Origin of the sequence: Bacillus siamensis KCTC 13613 (assembly GCF_000262045.1) — a bacterium.
GTDB classification, from domain to species: Bacteria; Bacillota; Bacilli; order Bacillales; family Bacillaceae; genus Bacillus; species Bacillus siamensis.
Genome location: NZ_AJVF01000039.1, coordinates 179,245 through 194,682, shown reverse-complemented (window position 1 = coordinate 194,682; position 15,438 = coordinate 179,245). Strand labels below are relative to the sequence as shown.

At 45.8% G+C, this 15,438-nt stretch carries 14 protein-coding genes and 3 riboswitches; of the genes, 7 read left to right on the top strand and 7 right to left on the bottom strand.

All coding sequences use genetic code 11. The features are described 5' to 3' along the window. Positions 1 to 180: 180 nt before the first annotated feature. A complete protein-coding gene (gene cimH, locus Y79_RS0109595; RefSeq protein ID WP_016937473.1) occupies positions 181 to 1,524 on the top strand; it encodes a citrate/malate transporter CimH in 1,344 nt (447 codons plus the stop codon). Between the two features lie 35 nt (positions 1,525 to 1,559). On the opposite strand, the gene Y79_RS0109590 is transcribed toward cimH, so the two are convergent. The 4 genes from Y79_RS0109590 to Y79_RS0109575 form a co-directional block, all read right to left on the bottom strand. After that, on the bottom strand, positions 1,560 to 2,402 hold the full coding sequence (locus tag Y79_RS0109590) for a polysaccharide deacetylase family protein (RefSeq protein WP_016937472.1): 843 nt from the start codon (positions 2,400 to 2,402) through the stop codon (positions 1,560 to 1,562). Between the two features lie 99 nt (positions 2,403 to 2,501). Next, positions 2,502 to 3,602 (bottom strand): ABC transporter ATP-binding protein, encoded by a 1,101-nt coding sequence (locus Y79_RS0109585; protein WP_016937471.1) that lies wholly within the window; start codon positions 3,600 to 3,602, stop codon positions 2,502 to 2,504. Positions 3,603 to 3,719: 117 nt separating this feature from the next. Further along, positions 3,720 to 4,613 carry a PucR family transcriptional regulator gene (locus tag Y79_RS0109580; protein WP_016937470.1) on the bottom strand — a complete coding sequence of 298 codons (894 nt, stop codon included), beginning with the start codon at positions 4,611 to 4,613 and terminating at the stop codon, positions 3,720 to 3,722. A 165-nt stretch (positions 4,614 to 4,778) separates the two neighbouring features. Then, positions 4,779 to 5,615: a YitT family protein gene (locus Y79_RS0109575; protein ID WP_016937469.1), complete on the bottom strand. Its 837-nt coding sequence runs from the start codon at positions 5,613 to 5,615 to the stop codon at positions 4,779 to 4,781. Between the two features lie 65 nt (positions 5,616 to 5,680). Beyond that, a riboswitch (guanidine-I (ykkC/yxkD leader) is annotated at positions 5,681 to 5,781 on the bottom strand. A gap of 346 nt (positions 5,782 to 6,127) precedes the next feature. On the opposite strand from Y79_RS0109575, the gene Y79_RS0109570 reads away from it, so the two are divergent. Then, positions 6,128 to 6,667 carry a DUF4352 domain-containing protein gene (locus tag Y79_RS0109570; protein WP_141228469.1) on the top strand — a complete coding sequence of 180 codons (540 nt, stop codon included), beginning with the start codon at positions 6,128 to 6,130 and terminating at the stop codon, positions 6,665 to 6,667. A 46-nt stretch (positions 6,668 to 6,713) separates the two neighbouring features. Here Y79_RS0109570 and galE read toward each other — a convergent pair whose 3' ends face one another. Then, positions 6,714 to 7,730 (bottom strand): UDP-glucose 4-epimerase GalE, encoded by a 1,017-nt coding sequence (galE, locus tag Y79_RS0109565; RefSeq protein WP_016937467.1) that lies wholly within the window; start codon positions 7,728 to 7,730, stop codon positions 6,714 to 6,716. Positions 7,731 to 7,924: 194 nt separating this feature from the next. Between galE and pepT the strand changes: the two genes are divergently transcribed. From pepT to Y79_RS0109540, 4 genes are all read left to right on the top strand, one after another. Continuing rightward, positions 7,925 to 9,157, top strand: a complete 1,233-nt coding sequence (pepT, locus tag Y79_RS0109560) for a peptidase T (protein ID WP_016937466.1) — start codon at positions 7,925 to 7,927, stop codon at positions 9,155 to 9,157. A 577-nt stretch (positions 9,158 to 9,734) separates the two neighbouring features. Beyond that, positions 9,735 to 9,902, top strand: coding sequence for a hypothetical protein (locus tag Y79_RS1000000121495; protein ID WP_003150808.1), 168 nt, complete (start codon positions 9,735 to 9,737; stop codon positions 9,900 to 9,902). Between the two features lie 102 nt (positions 9,903 to 10,004). Beyond that, on the top strand, positions 10,005 to 10,481 hold the full coding sequence (locus Y79_RS0109545; RefSeq protein WP_016937464.1) for an LURP-one-related/scramblase family protein: 477 nt from the start codon (positions 10,005 to 10,007) through the stop codon (positions 10,479 to 10,481). Positions 10,482 to 10,565: 84 nt separating this feature from the next. Further along, positions 10,566 to 10,652: riboswitch (SAM riboswitch) on the top strand. Positions 10,653 to 10,730: 78 nt separating this feature from the next. Beyond that, positions 10,731 to 11,867 carry a 5-methyltetrahydropteroyltriglutamate--homocysteine S-methyltransferase gene (locus Y79_RS0109540; RefSeq protein WP_016937463.1) on the top strand — a complete coding sequence of 379 codons (1,137 nt, stop codon included), beginning with the start codon at positions 10,731 to 10,733 and terminating at the stop codon, positions 11,865 to 11,867. Between the two features lie 34 nt (positions 11,868 to 11,901). Here the strand turns inward: Y79_RS0109540 and Y79_RS0109535 are convergent, their stop codons facing one another. Beyond that, complete coding sequence (locus Y79_RS0109535) at positions 11,902 to 12,783, bottom strand: putative RNA methyltransferase (protein ID WP_016937462.1); 882 nt, start codon at positions 12,781 to 12,783, stop codon at positions 11,902 to 11,904. A 362-nt stretch (positions 12,784 to 13,145) separates the two neighbouring features. Further along, a riboswitch (purine riboswitch) is annotated at positions 13,146 to 13,246 on the top strand. A 139-nt stretch (positions 13,247 to 13,385) separates the two neighbouring features. Here Y79_RS0109535 and Y79_RS0109525 point away from each other — a divergent pair. After that, on the top strand, positions 13,386 to 14,579 hold the full coding sequence (locus Y79_RS0109525) for a NupC/NupG family nucleoside CNT transporter (protein WP_016937461.1): 1,194 nt from the start codon (positions 13,386 to 13,388) through the stop codon (positions 14,577 to 14,579). 49 nt (positions 14,580 to 14,628) lie between these two features. Here the strand turns inward: Y79_RS0109525 and Y79_RS0109520 are convergent, their stop codons facing one another. Then, complete coding sequence (locus tag Y79_RS0109520; RefSeq protein WP_016937460.1) at positions 14,629 to 15,303, bottom strand: DUF3298 and DUF4163 domain-containing protein; 675 nt, start codon at positions 15,301 to 15,303, stop codon at positions 14,629 to 14,631. Between the last annotated feature and the right edge of the window lie 135 nt (positions 15,304 to 15,438).

The window sequence follows — 15,438 nt, the reverse complement described above, 5'->3', positions numbered from 1 at the left end:
TATTCGTGTGGCGAACAAAATGCTTTATTCAGCGGGAAAGGCCGCCAAATCGCCTTTTTAAGAAAGAAAATGAGGTGAAAGTATGTTTTCTAGTAAATTCATAATATATGAACAATTTAAATTTTTTAGTATACTTTAAATGGGGATGTTTTTTACTACATAACGACTGGGGGAACAAGCATGGGAGAACTTCAACCAAATTTGCAAACGGATTCAATCCCAAAACAGCAACGGACTGATAATTGGTTTGCCAGAGCAATGAATATAAGAATCGGCATTATTCCTCTTCCTATCTATATCCTGCTCTTCTTGCTTATTACGGTGTTTGTCATGAAACACGATGTAAAAAGCGACATCCTGACATCAATTGCCGTCATGAGTTTTTTCGGATTTACCTTCGGCCAGATCGGAAAATCCATTCCGATCGTGCGGTCCATCGGCGGCCCTGCGATCCTCGCAACCTTTATTCCGTCCGCTGTCGTCTACTACCACCTGCTTCCGAAAGACATTATTACATCAACAACAGAATTCACGGAAAGCTCCAACTTTCTCTATCTATTTATTGCCGGTATCGTCGTCGGCAGTATTCTCGGGATGAAAAGAGAGACGCTCGTCAAAGCTTTCGTTAAGATTTTTATTCCGCTGATCGCCGGCTCTATCGCGGCCGCCATCGTCGGCTTATGCGTCGGGACGCTGCTCGGGCTCGGCTTTCAGCACACGCTGCTTTATATCGTCGTTCCGATTATGGCGGGGGGTGTCGGTGAAGGCGCGATTCCTTTATCCATCGGCTACTCCGATATTATGCCGATGTCCCAGGGAGACGCCTTTGCGCTTGTGCTGCCGTCCATCATGCTCGGCAGCCTGTGCGCCATTATGTTATCGGGTTTGCTGAATGTCATCGGGAAACGCAAGCCGGAATGGACGGGCAACGGGAAGGTTGATAAGTCTGATCAATCCGCTCCTGTATTTGAACAGCCGGCCAATGACAATGCGTTTAATCTGTCTTTTTTCGCTTCGGGGGGGATTTTAGCGGTTTCTCTGTATTTGGTCGGCATGCTGGCGCATGATTTCTTTCAGCTTCCGGCTCCTGTCGTGATGCTCGTCCTTGCCGTGCTTATTAAGCTGTTCAGGCTGGCGCCGGCCTCGATTGAAAACGGAGCTTTCGGCGTTTCGCGTTTTTTCTCGACAGCCGTGACCTATCCGCTCTTATTTGCGATCGGCGTTTCAATGACACCGTGGGACAAACTGATTGCGGCGTTTAATATCAGCAATATCATTACCATTTTATCCATCGTCATTACAATGATAGCCGTCGGTTTTCTGACCGGTAAATGGCTGAACCTGTACCCGATTGAGACGGCGGTCATCAATGCCTGCCATTCCGGTCAGGGCGGCACAGGCGACGTCGCGATCTTAAGCGCCGCTGAACGGCTTGAGCTTATGCCGTTTGCCCAAGTATCGACCAGAATCGGCGGGGCGATTACCGTGAGCGTCACCCTCCTATTGCTTCATCAATTCTATTAAACGGGAAAAAGCCTCCGCCATATGCGGAGGCTCTGTTATTTCATCACATTTTGGATATAAGAGCCGAATGCCGTACCGGACATGCCCGGCGACACACGGACACGGTGAAGCGCATAAAGCCCCTGATCTCTCGATGCCGCTCCCGGCTCCGTCGTGACCGCCATACGGTAGCCTGCAGCAGGTGCGGCTTTTAATGTTTCCTTATTATATCGTCCGACAGGGTAACTGATTACAGACGTCCGCTGCCCGAACATTTGATCAAATAAACGCTTAGAGTCCGCCATTTCGCGTCGCTGCTGCTGAGGCGTGAGCCCGTTCAATTCGAGATGGTTCATCGTATGGCTTTGAATGGAAGTGCCGTGTGCGGCCATCTCCTTCATCTGCTTCTCAGTCAAGTGATTTTTATGTCCGATAAAGTTACCAATCATGAAGATGGTCGCTTTCATCTTATATTTCTTTAAAATAGGATACGCCGCTTTCACATTGTCGGTATAGCCGTCATCAAATGTGATCAGAACGCATTTTTCACGCGGCTCTCTATCCTCCGTCAGCATCAGATAGGCTTCTTCCGGAGTCATCGTATAATAGCCGTGATCATGAAGCCACTTCATATGCTGCTGGAATTCTTCCTTCGGCACACGCAGGCTGTTTCCCTCAGAAATGCTGTGGTACATCAGAATCGGCAGTCTCGCCGTTCCTTTCGTTTTAACCCAGGCGGACGTATCCGGCTCCTTTTTGATTTGGCGCTTTACAGACTTTTTATCGTGGTGCGCTTCTGCCTTCGGAATGCTCTCTTCGGCACTTGCCTCATGGTCAGAACAGGCGGCAAGCGTTAACAGAGCAGCCAAAAGGCACATGCACGTGATTATGCGTTTCATGGTTTTCCTGCTTTCTGTCTGCTATTTACTTTTTATATCGGTCGACGGGCAAAAATTGTTACATCAAAAAAGCCGGACATCCAGCTGTCCGGCTTTGCGTTATGAGCGGATTCTGATTTCTGTTTCACTGTCGAAAAAATGAGCTTTATTCATGTCGAAAGCGACAGTCAATTCCTCACCGGCATGAATGTCGTGGCGGGCATCAATCCGGGCGATAAAATCCTGATCCCCGATCCGGGAATAAACCATAATTTCTGACCCGAGCAATTCCGCGACATTGATTTTAGCTGTGATGGATGAATTCTTATAGGATTCTACCACAATCAGCTCATCATGTATGTCTTCCGGGCGGATGCCGAAGATAACACCTTTGCCGGCATACCCTTTTTCCCGGAGCATTTTCATTTTCCCTTCCGGCACGCTGAGAGCGGCTGAACCGATCTGAATGGCGCCGTCTGTCAGCTTTCCTTTGAAAAAGTTCATCGCGGGGGAGCCGATGAACCCGCCGACAAAAACGTTTTCCGGATGTTCATAGACTTCTTTCGGCGTGCCGATCTGCTGAATTTTCCCATCCTTCATGACTACAATGCGTGTCGCCATCGTCAGCGCTTCTGTTTGGTCGTGAGTCACATAGATGGTAGTTGTTTGCAGTCTTTGATGAAGCTTAATAATTTCAGCCCGCATCTGCACCCGAAGCTTTGCATCCAGATTTGACAGCGGCTCATCCATTAAAAACACTTTGGCGTCCCTGACGATCGCCCGTCCTAATGCAACACGCTGCCGCTGCCCGCCGGAGAGCGCCTTCGGTTTGCGGTGCAGATACTCTGTGAGCCCCAGCATTTTCGCTGCTTCTTCGACCCGTTTTTTAATCTCCGGTTTCGGCATCTTCCTCAGCTTCAGACCGAAAGCGATATTATCATAGACCGTCATATGCGGATACAGCGCATAGTTTTGGAACACCATGGCGATATCCCTGTCTTTAGGAGCGATATCATTCACTCTCGTGTCTCCGATATAAAAATCGCCCTTCGAGATGTCTTCCAGCCCGGCAACCATCCGCAATGTTGTCGACTTTCCGCATCCCGACGGACCGACAAACACGATAAACTCTTTATCTTTAATATGAAGGTTAAAATCATCGACAGCCGCTTCTTTTTGATCGTAATACTTATAAATGTGCTCGAGCCGAAGTTCCGCCATGTATATCCCCCTTTATTTGTAAACGCTTTCTTAAATAGGATTGTAACAGCGTCCGGCGGCGGCGTGTATAGGCAATGTTCATAAAAAAAGCCAGCAGCCTTCGTGCACATTTCCTATTTAATGTGATTTTTCATACTGCAGGCAAATGAAATAAGCCAGCAGGGCGCCCCGATATGTCTTAATATCAATACCTGAGCGTTCCGCAAATTTATCAATCCGATATTGAAGACTGTTGCGGTGCAAATGCAGTTTTTTCGATGTGAGCGACATGTTTGAGTTATGTTCAATAAAAGTCTGAATCGTATGCTTCAGCTCCGGTTCTTTCTGAAACAGCAACACCGCCTCTTCGTGAAGCAATGCAGAGAGCTTTTCTCTGCTTTCTTCCGAGAGCATGGCCGGAAATACCGTTTCCGCGGTCAGCGTGCTCAGCTGCGGGAGATGACGCCTTCCAATCTGAAAATATTGCTGTTCTCTCCGGTAATGAAGGCGCAGACGTTCCCCGGCACCGTAATACCTACCGATGAAGAAACGGACACTGAAATAAAAATCACATTCAGAAACCTTCACAAAAGATGCGATATCACCCGGATCAGGGGCTTCAAGCTTTTCTTCCTCTACAATCACACCCTGATCCCTTCCCGTCCGGACAACCGTATACGGCATCGGCCAGAAATGACGCAACGCTTCCGTAAACGCCCCCCAGTTCCGTTCCCCCATTAAGTCATAATGAATAAAACGGACACGAGACTCTTTGACGTCAGGAACCAGTCCCTCTTCCAGCAGAAAACGCCGCCACCTCTTTGCTTCCGCCGTCTCCGCAAAAAAAACGCCTTTCTCTTCAGCAGGTGTCAAAAACGATTCCAGAAGCAGTTTCTCCTTCGGGGTGATATCCTCCTTCGGAATGGCGACATAGACCCGCCTCTTCTCATCATAAAAACAAAAGACATCCTCTGCCGTACAGCACGTATCAGACAGCACAGCCCTCGGGTAAATTGCCAATAACGGGTTCATATGCGCTCCTCTCTATCGCTCTATTATATTTTCAGTATAAAACGTCCTGCGGGTTGTATCTACTTCATTTTAGAAACAGCTTTCCGGCTATTTCCCGGGAAACGGATCATTACCGTTTCTCCCCGGCATATAAAAAAACCCTCCGCACCGGCAGAGGGATCTTTTTTATTTAGAGATATCGACGAAGCCTTCACCAAAGACGTCCCGCACATCGTGAACAATGACAAATGCCTTTGTATCACAGCTTTTAATAATTTTCTTGAGCATGGAGAGCTCTTGTTTCTGGATGACGATGTATAAAATTTCTTTCGACTGTCCCGTGTAATTCCCTTTACCCGACAGCAGCGTCACCCCTCTGTCCATAAGCGTGTTGACCTGCTCAGCGATTTCGTGCTTATGCTCAGATATGATCGTCACCGCTTTTTTCGTATTCAGCCCTTCAATGATAAAGTCCATCACCTTCGTTCCAATGTACAGCATCACAATGGTAAACATCATTTTTTCCGCACCGATGATGAAATAAGAACTGAAGACGACAATCAGATCAAAGAACAAAAGCGCATAGCTGATATTCCAATCGAGATATTTGTTCGCAATCCTCGCCAAAATGGCAGATCCCGCAGTCGTGCCTCCGACTCGGATAATGATTCCGATTCCGACACCGGCAAACACACCCGCAAAAATAGTATTAATAATGAGTTCATGTGACGGCGAGTGCCAGTCATGCGTCAGATGCAGAAACAGCGAGTTGGCGACAACGGTAATGATCGTATAAAGCGTTGTTTTACCGTCTAAAAACTTATATCCGATGATCAATAAGATCCCGTTCAAAATGATATTCGTCACCCCGGGCGACCATTCAAACACATAATACAAGATCAAGGTAATCCCCGTTACCCCGCCCTCTCCAAGATCATTCGGAATGGCGAATAAATTAACGGCCAATGCGAAGATAAAAGCCCCAATCATCAGCATCAGCACATCCAGCAACCTCTTTTTCATCCCAGACACTCCCTTTTTATAAAATCAAAAAAGCCCGGGAGAGCACTCTTCATCAAAAGAGCAGAAACTCCCGGGCTTTTATCCCACCGTGTCACAGCAGGAACCTGCTGTGTGTTTTCTCTCGGTCCAGACCAATTCACATTGCGGAACCCTAGAAAACCACTGTTTTTTATGTTCAGTTTTTATATTTCTTTCAAGATTATACGGGAAATCACGAACATGTTCAACCACTCTTTTTTCCATAAACCTATGAAAAATTCGAACGGCCTGCCGATACTAATAAAGGCCCTTAAAATATATGACTAAAAAATCATCAAAATACTATTTTTCTCAAAATTGTATTGACTATAGGTTATTTTACAGGCATTATAGTATGTAGTTTTTAAGAAATAGTTTACATAGGAGGAAATATTATGGCAGGCAACTTAGTGTCTTGTAAGGCATGCGGCAAAGAAATCGCTAAAGGCGTTAAAAAATGCCCAAACTGCGGTAAAGATCAGAGAAACTTTTTTATGAGACATAAAATCATCACATTGCTTCTGGCAGTAGTGGTTATTATCATTCTCGTAAATATCGGCGGCGGAGGCGGATCTTCATCATCTAAAACTGCGTCCTCAAAAGCTGCGGAGTCCAAGGAAAAACTGTATAACATCGGTGATACTGTTAAGACAGAAAAAACAGAAGTGACTGTGACGAAAGTGGAAAAAAGAGATTCAGTAGGCTCTCAATTTGTCGAGAAAAAAGCGTCTGACGGCGGCGTTATCGTAGCTGTTCAATACACAGTTAAAAATGTGTCAGACAAGCCGTTAAGCTCTTTCTCCATTCCAAGAGCGAAATTAGTAGATTCTAAAGGAACATCCTATGATTCAGATATTGATGCTTCTTCAAGCTATGCAACAGAAACAAAAGTAGACAACAGTAAAATTTTAAGTGACTTGAACCCGAACATTAAAGTTACTGACGTAAAAGCTTTTGAAGTTGATAAAAACGCATACTCTAAAGGCACTTGGAAATTAAAATTCAGCAACGATGTTGAAGTAAAAGTTAAATAATGATCATAGCAAAAGAGACCTTCATCATTTGAAGGTCTCTTTTCTTTTATACCTTTTGGTACCCGTTCACATTGGAGGACTGCCACTTCCAAGAGTCAGCGCACATTTCTTCAAGGCCGCGCTTTGCTTCCCAGCCTAATTCTGCCTTCGCTTTTGCCGGGTCTGCGAAGCATGCGGCAATGTCTCCCGGGCGCCGGTCGGCAAAACGGTACGGCACTTCTTTTCCTGATACTTTTTCAAACGCCTTGACCATTTCAAGAACGCTGTAGCCTCTTCCCGTGCCGAGATTATAGGCGTCGGCGCCCGTTGTGTCCAGCACCTTTTCAAGCGCTCTGACGTGACCCTCGGCAAGGTCAACGACATGGATGTAATCCCGCACGCCGGTGCCGTCCTTTGTCGGATAATCATTGCCGAACACCTGTAATTGCTCAAGCTTGCCGACAGCGACTTGGGCGACATACGGCATTAAATTATTCGGGATGCCGTTCGGGTCTTCTCCGATCCGGCCGCTCGGATGCGCGCCGAACGGATTAAAGTAGCGGAGCAGCGCAATGCTCCATTCAGGGTCCGCCTTATGCAGATCGCGCAAAATCTGTTCCAGCATCAGCTTGGTCTGCCCGTAAGGATTGGTCGCGCTTAACGGAAAATCTTCGGTGATCGGCGTTGTTTCCGGAACGCCATAAACCGTTGCTGATGAGCTAAAGACGATTTTTTTCACACCGTGTGCCTGCATGGCTTCACATAAAATAAACGTCCCCGTCAGATTATTATGATAATAACGGAGCGGAACAGCCACAGACTCACCGACCGCTTTTAAACCCGCAAAATGAATGACGGCTTCAATCTCATTTTCAGCAAACACCCGGTGAACGGCATCACGGTCAAGGAGATCCGCTTCATAAAACACAAGCCCTTTTCCGGTAATGTCTTTCACACGCTCCAATGCTTCCGGTGAACTATTTGACAGATTATCCAGAACCACGATGTCATAGCCGCTGTTTAACAGCTCGACACATGTGTGGCTTCCGATATAACCCGCTCCGCCTGTCACTAAAATCGCCATGAAGAAAGCCTCCCTATTGAATGAATTGACCATATTATATAGGTTTTTTCTTCCTCAATCATCCATTTTCAGAAAGTTTAATCGTTTAGTCATCGTTTCTTCATATTTTGTTTTCATTCGCGTAATTCAAACGGGTAAGTGAAATAGAAATCCCTCCCCCGCACATGGTAAGATAAGACAAAGGAGATGACGGTATGAAAAACGAAATCATTGAACGCTTTACTTCTTATGTAAAAGTCGATACACAGTCTGACGAAAACAATGAAAACTGTCCATCAACCCCCGGACAGCTGACATTGGCCAACATGCTGGCAGATGAATTAAAGTCGATCGGCATGAAAGAAATCACAGTCGATGACAATGGATACGTCATGGCGACTCTTCCGGCAAATACGGATAAAGACGTGCCGACGATCGGTTTTCTGGCCCACGTAGATACAGCGACTGATTTCACCGGAAAAAATGTGAATCCTCAGATTATTGAAAGCTATGACGGACATGATATCGTTCTGAATGACAAACTCAACGTCATCCTGTCGCCTGAGCAATTCCCGGAGCTTTCCCGCTATAAAGGCCAGACGCTGATTACAACCGACGGCACGACGCTGCTCGGAGCCGACAACAAAGCGGGCATTGCCGAAATCATGACGGCAATGGCGTACTTAATCAAACATCCGGACATCAAACACGGGACGATCCGGGTCGCATTCACGCCGGATGAAGAAATCGGCAGAGGACCTCACAAATTCGATGTCGGCCGCTTCAACGCCGCATTCGCCTACACGGTAGACGGAGGCCCCCTCGGCGAACTGCAATATGAAAGCTTTAACGCAGCCTCCGCAAAGCTTACTTGTTACGGAAAAAGCGTTCACCCCGGAACGGCGAAAAACAAAATGGTCAACGCTTCAAAAATCGCGATGGAATTTCATCACGCGCTGCCGAAAGAAGAAGCGCCGGAATATACGGAAGGGTATGAAGGCTTCTATCACTTAAATTCAATGAACGGAGACGTTTCTGAAGCCGCCCTGTCGTACATCATCAGAGACTTTGACAGAGACCGCTTTACAGAACGAAAAGAATTTATGCAGAAAACCGCCGACGCGCTTGCAGCTAAATACGGCAAGGAAAGCATCAAGCTTGAACTGCATGATCAATATTACAACATGAGAGAAAAAATCGAACCGGTCAAAGAAATTGTCGACATCGCCTATCAAGCCATGAAAAACCTCGGCATCGAACCGATTATCGAACCGATCCGGGGCGGAACTGACGGATCACAGCTCTCTTACATGGGACTGCCGACACCGAACATCTTCACGGGCGGCGAAAACTTCCACGGAAAATATGAATACATTTCCGTCGACCATATGGAAAAGGCGGTAAACGTCATTGTTGAGATCGCCAGGCTATTTGAAGAACGCGCGTAAAACCAAAGCTCCCTGCTTTGGTTTTTTTCTTTCACATGAAACCTTTCCTTCTTTCTTTCCGTATATAAGGTATGAATTGGAAAGAAGGAGTGAAGACTATGGCAAGAGGCACTGTAGCAAGAGAATTGAAAAAAACCTTAAAAGACCCCCGCGTTCTGGAGACGAAATCGAACCCTTTTAAAAAGCTGCGGAAAATGTTCAGACGATTTTTTGTAAGATAACATCTCGTTTTCTTACAAAAAGTAAGGAAAGCGCTATCAAATCATAATCTTCCGTTAGAAGCAGTTATTTTGCATATCGCAGGATTTTTTAGGGTACTGAATAACACAAGGCAAACGAAAACAATGTATAGTTAATTCGGCACTGTCAAAAAATAGTGAAAAAGTTATATAAATGATAATCACTCAGCAGCCGATACAATCTATAGAACCACAACAAGAGCAAAATCAACCGCAGATCATAGTCATTTTTACGGAAAATGTCTTTATTTTTTAAAAAAGTGACAATTGTTTGAATACTTTTCGTTTGTTTTTTCGTACAATAATAATACCAAAACTTTTTTTGGGAGGTATGTAAAATGATGCTACTTATTTTTGCTGCTTTGACAGGATACCTGGTTTTCTCTTTCAGTAAGGACAACCGCCGGAAAACGCCAAAGACAAGCCCGCTGGTGACAGCTGCCGACACGAATAACATCATTGATTTAAATGCGATCCGTCAGAAACGCCGGATGCCGCTATCATAAAAACGACAGCTGCCGCAAAATCGGCAGCCTTTTTTTGTGCACCCCTCGAATATGAAACCATCCGTCTCCTTTTTACGTACAACATAAAAAAGGAGTTTTTTTATGTATCATTTTTATATCAAAGAGCGGATGTTTACGTTTAAGAATCGGTTTCAAGTGTTTCTTGAAAGCGGAAAAGAAGTTTTCAATGTGGAGGGAAAGCTGTTTTCTTTCGGTGACGAACTGAAGCTGTCCGATTTGGACGGCCGCACGCTCGCCAGTGTCAGTCAGAAACTGATGTCGCTCGTTCCCCGTTACGAAATTTCCGTCGGCGGCAAGCCTGTATGCCAAGTCATCAAGAAAGTGACGTTTTTCAAACCGAAATTTGAAATTTCCGGAGTCGGCTGGGATATTACCGGCGATGTGTGGGGACGGAATTTTCAAGTGACAGACGGGAAATCAAACCGGATGACCGTCACCAAATCATGGATGAGCTGGGGTGATTCCTATCATCTGGAGATTGAAAATGAAGAGGATATTGTTCTTTGTCTTGCGATCGCAATCGTGATAGATATGATTCTATTTGAGGGTGATAAATAAAAATATTTATCGAAATATATTGACAATATAAGATAATATACTAAGATTAAGAGTATTACAGTTTATTCTGAAAAATAGCATATTTCCTTATCAAGAGAGGTGGAGGGACTGGCCCTATGATACCCGGCAACCGCTGTTCAGCAGAATGGTGCTAAATCCTGAAGATAAGGTTGAGATTTGCGGACGCAAGCTCTTCCCTATCCAAGGGAAGAGCTTTTTATATTTCATTGAGGAAAGAAGGAATCGTTCATGTCACAGCAAAACACAGAACAATCATTGCACACTCTTCTTAGAAAAAACCCGCCGTTTCGCGCGGATCAGGTCGGAAGCCTGCTCCGGCCGGCGGCTGTGAAGCAAGCCCGCCTGCAAAGAGCGGCGGGTGAGATTTCGGCAGAACAGCTGCGCGAAATCGAAAACAAAGAAATCATCCGCAGCGTGGAAAAGCAGAAAGAAACCGGCCTCAATGTCGTGACTGACGGCGAATTCCGCCGGGCCTGGTGGCATTTTGATTTTCTCGAAAACTTAGACGGCGTCGAAGCGTTTACACCAGATAGCGGCATTCAGTTTCACAATGTACAGACGAAAGCGCGCGGCATTAAAGTAACGGGAGATATTGATTTTTCTCAGCATCCGATGCTCGAAGATTATAAATTTCTTCACAGCATTGCCGGCGATGCTGTTCCAAAAATGACGATTCCAAGCCCGAATATGCTGTTTTTCCGCGGAAAATTGGAAAAAGCGGCGTATCAGAATGATTACAAACAATTTCAGCATGATGTATCAAAGGCGTATAAAAAAGCGATTCAAGCTTTCTATGACGCCGGATGCCGCTATCTTCAGCTCGATGACACCGCATGGGCCGTTTTCTTATCTGAAGCGGGGCTTCGTCAGATTGAAGCATTCGGAACGACGCCGGATGAGCTGCGCGGGCTGTTCGCAGCTTCTATTAATGACGCCATCAAAGACCGTCCTGCCGACTTGAAGGTTACGATGCATATCTGCCGCGGCAACTTCCAGTCCACATGGACGGCTGAAGGCGGATATGATGCGGCGGCGGAAACGATTTTTGACGGGCTTGACCTTGACGGATTGTTCCTGGAATATGATGATTCCCGCTCCGGCGGCTTTGAACCGCTCCGTTATGTCAAGCGCTCTGATCTCCAGCTTGTGCTCGGTTTGATTACGTCGAAACACGGCGATCTCGAAGACAAGGACGCGGTTAAACGCCGGATTGAAGAAGCTTCTCAATATGTCAGCCTGGATCAGCTTTGCCTCAGCCCGCAATGCGGATTCGCTTCCACTGAGGAAGGAAACCTGATCACAGAAGAACAGCAATGGGCAAAACTGCGCAATGTCGTCGATATTGCCGGTGAAGTCTGGAAATAAAAAAAAGACACGCTAATCGCGTGTCTTTTCCGTTTTACAGTGGATCGGTCCCGATTAAAATTTCGATATCTATCGTGATATCAGCCGCTTTCCGGCCGATAAACCGCTGAATGCTTTCTTCAGTGCATTTCCATGTTAGGGGCGTCATTTTCACAAGCCGTTCAAGATCAGGCTGCGATAACGTCTTCTTGTAACGCAGCCGTTTGCGCTCAAAGGTTTGAAAGCCCGCTTGGAAACGGCAGGCCGCTGAATCGGCGGTGTCATTCCGCCGGGGACTGTCTCCGAAAAAGAATTCCCTTACTTCCTTCAAATAATCACGCCGCGGCACCGCTTTAATGACTGTGCCGCCCTTTCGTAAAAGCCTGCTGCATTCCTTGTAATTCCAAGGTGATAAAACAGACATCACGACATCAAAACAGCTGTCGGCAAACGGCGCACCCGCCACATCAGCGACGGCAAAAACCAAATGATCTCCGAAGGCCTTTGCGGCATGCAGCACACCTTCTTTCGAGAGATCAATGCCGATTCCCGTCACGGAAAAAGCGGGCTGAAGCAATTTGCATACGGCGGCTAAATGAGAGCCTTCTCCGCATCCCGCATCCAATATCGCCGCAGTTGTTTGCGGAGATTGAATGCGGCTGATGATGGCGGCGATCTCTTTTTGAACCGGCGCAAAAAACTCCCGGCTGTCAAACAGCTCGCGTCTCGCTTCAAACAGCTGCCTGTCATAGCGTGTTTTGACCGCTTTATTGAGGAAATTCACATATCCTTGTTTTGATATATCAAATGTATGCCCGTTTCCGCATATCAAGCTTTGATTTTGTGAGACCGCCATGGCCATGCGGCATAGCGGACACCTGAATACGGACTGGCACGATTGCAGTAATTCCGCGCGTTTTCTTTTTATAGACGTCAATAAAAACACCTCATTCATTCGTTATTTCGATGAAATGAAAAAGGCATAGACAAATAAACCTCGCAAAATTGGAAGTTTAACCTATTTATCTATACCTCTCATTATCTGTAACGAATGAACTGGATGATCACGAAAATGACCCCTTTTCTGCCGTCTTTTGAAGGCTGTGCCCTCAGATCCATTTTACCAGCTGCATCCAGCCTTTACAATGAACCGGAACGGTTTTTAGGAGCATATTATACCTTTATTATCCAATTACTTTTACATATCCTTTATTTTCTTTATTTATAATATAAATTTATTATTTTGAAAATATCTAAAAAGGTTGATTTTCAAAAATTGAAACGATAAAATACTGCTATCTCATGTAATATCGTTATTCTTGTATATGATCAGTAATATGGTCTGATTGTTTCTACCTAGTGCCGTAAAAGACTAGACTACAAGAAAGTTTGCATAAATTTGAACGAGTGAAAAGCATATGATGCTGTCAGTCTATTCTTTTCTTTTGGCTCTTATTTATCACACTTTCTGGCTTTCAGGAATTTGTGACGAATAAGAGCTTTTTTTATTTCCATAATACCCTTATAGGAGTTGCTCACATGTACTTTTTATTGAACATTGTCGGTCTCATTGTTGTCATGGCTGTTGTTTTCTTATGCTCTCCCAACAAGAAGAAGATTAAATGGCGTCCGATTGTCATGCTCCTCGTCTTTGAGTTTCTGATTACTTGGTTTATGTTAGGGACAAAAGTCGGCGGCTTTGTCATCGGGAAGATCGGCGCGTTCTTTACATGGCTGATTTCCTGCGCCAGTCAAGGGATTGCGTTCGCTTTTCCGTCTGTCATGGCCAATCCGACGGTTGATTTTTTCTTCAGCGCATTGCTGCCGATTATCTTCGTCGTGACCTTCTTTGATATGCTGTCGTATTTCGGTATTCTGCCGTGGCTCATTGATAAAATCGGCTGGCTGATTTCTAAAATATCCCGTCTGCCGAAGCTGGAGAGCTTTTTCTCCATTCAGATGATGTTTTTAGGAAATACGGAAGCCCTAGCCGTCATCCGCCAGCAGCTTGCCGCCGTCAACAACAATCGGCTTCTGACATTCGGGCTGATGAGTATGAGCAGCATCAGCGGCTCGATCATCGGATCGTACTTGACGATGGTTCCGTCCACTTATGTGTTTACAGCCATCCCGCTGAATTGCTTAAATGCGCTTTTAATCGCAAATATGCTGAATCCCGTGGACGTTTCTAAAGAGGACGATATCATTTACGTACCTTCAAAAGCGGAGAAAAAGGATTTCTTCTCCACGATTTCTAACAGTATGCTTGTCGGCATGAACATGGTGATTGTCATTTTAGCGATGGTGATCGGGTATGTGGCGTTAACCGCCGCGTTAAACGGCGTGCTCGGACTGTTCGTGCACGGTTTGACCATTCAAAAGATTTTCTCATACATCTTCAGTCCGTTTGCCTTCCTTCTCGGATTAGGCGGACATGACGCGATGTATGTCGCACAGCTGATGGGCATCAAGCTCGCGACGAACGAGTTTGTGGCGATGGCCGATCTGAAAGGGCAGCTGAAATCACTTCCGCCGCACACGATTGCCGTTGCGACGACATTCCTGACATCATTCGCAAACTTCAGCACCATCGGTATGATCTACGGATCTTATCAATCTCTGCTTGATGGTGAAAAATCAGCCATCATCGGGAAAAATGTCTGGAAGCTGCTTGTCAGCGGAATTGCCGTTTCCTTATTGAGCGCGGCGATTGTCGGATTGTTTGTCTGGTAAAAGAAAAAAAGCGATACCGCTCCGTTTTGGAGCGATATCGCTTTTTTTTTTATTGATAGACGGATGCAGGCACGAAAACATCCCGGATTCCTGCCGCATACGGCCCGAGATCGTATTGTCCGAACACAACGGCAATGCCGTTTTTCGTAAAGAAGAAAGGTCTTTCGTTGTTCAGGATGATCTCCTGTTTTTTGACGTCCTGATCGAACAGATCGTCATGTTTCTTGATGTAGCCGTAAAGATAGTCTCTCGTTTTGTTACCTTTCGTTTTCGTATTCAGCACATCATGGAGTGTGACCCGTTTTTTTGCGGCCAGGTCGTAATTAAAGGTCTGAACGGATGTCAGCCCGTGTGCGCCGCCTGTGTAAATGTAGTTTTCCGTCAGAATGCTGAGCTTTCCGCCTTGATTATACTTCACCTTGAAGTCTGCTTGGTATTCCGCTTTATAGCCTTGTTTCTCACCGTCTTGTTTGTTTTTCACATATTCTTTGTACGAGTTTTCAATATAGCGTTTGAAGTCCTGATTGATTTTCTTTTCAAAAGATGCGTTTCCCGTATTTGTGACCTCGGGGTATGTCAGCTGCTTTACATGCTTATACGTATGGCTTTTGACAACGGGCTTGGCGGTTTGTGCAGCTTCGGCTGAAGGGGCGAAACCTCCGAACGGCGCGGCTGTCAGCACTGCCAAAAGCACGGCTGCCATCATTTTGAATGTCTTTTTCATCACAACTCCTCCTTTTCATTTACCCGTTCCCTTTTTGAAAACGGGTTACACACTATAGACAGCGCAGATCAGGAAATTGTTTCTGGGCCTTCCCTCACATTTTCTCCATAAAAAAAGAGACATGGATCATCCATG

Excerpts from the sequence above, each read along its gene's own strand:
- cimH (WP_016937473.1), top strand. The coding sequence starts at position 181 with ATGGGAGAACTTCAACCAAATTTGCAAACGGATTCAATCCCAAAACAG.
- Y79_RS0109590 (WP_016937472.1), bottom strand. The coding sequence starts at position 2,402 with ATGAAACGCATAATCACGTGCATGTGCCTTTTGGCTGCTCTGTTAACG.
- Y79_RS0109585 (WP_016937471.1), bottom strand. The coding sequence starts at position 3,602 with ATGGCGGAACTTCGGCTCGAGCACATTTATAAGTATTACGATCAAAAA.
- Y79_RS0109580 (WP_016937470.1), bottom strand. The coding sequence starts at position 4,613 with ATGAACCCGTTATTGGCAATTTACCCGAGGGCTGTGCTGTCTGATACG.
- Y79_RS0109575 (WP_016937469.1), bottom strand. The coding sequence starts at position 5,615 with ATGAAAAAGAGGTTGCTGGATGTGCTGATGCTGATGATTGGGGCTTTT.
- Y79_RS0109570 (WP_141228469.1), top strand. The coding sequence starts at position 6,128 with ATGAGACATAAAATCATCACATTGCTTCTGGCAGTAGTGGTTATTATC.
- galE (WP_016937467.1), bottom strand. The coding sequence starts at position 7,730 with ATGGCGATTTTAGTGACAGGCGGAGCGGGTTATATCGGAAGCCACACA.
- pepT (WP_016937466.1), top strand. The coding sequence starts at position 7,925 with ATGAAAAACGAAATCATTGAACGCTTTACTTCTTATGTAAAAGTCGAT.
- Y79_RS1000000121495 (WP_003150808.1), top strand. The coding sequence starts at position 9,735 with ATGATGCTACTTATTTTTGCTGCTTTGACAGGATACCTGGTTTTCTCT.
- Y79_RS0109545 (WP_016937464.1), top strand. The coding sequence starts at position 10,005 with ATGTATCATTTTTATATCAAAGAGCGGATGTTTACGTTTAAGAATCGG.
- Y79_RS0109540 (WP_016937463.1), top strand. The coding sequence starts at position 10,731 with ATGTCACAGCAAAACACAGAACAATCATTGCACACTCTTCTTAGAAAA.
- Y79_RS0109525 (WP_016937461.1), top strand. The coding sequence starts at position 13,386 with ATGTACTTTTTATTGAACATTGTCGGTCTCATTGTTGTCATGGCTGTT.
- Y79_RS0109520 (WP_016937460.1), bottom strand. The coding sequence starts at position 15,303 with ATGAAAAAGACATTCAAAATGATGGCAGCCGTGCTTTTGGCAGTGCTG.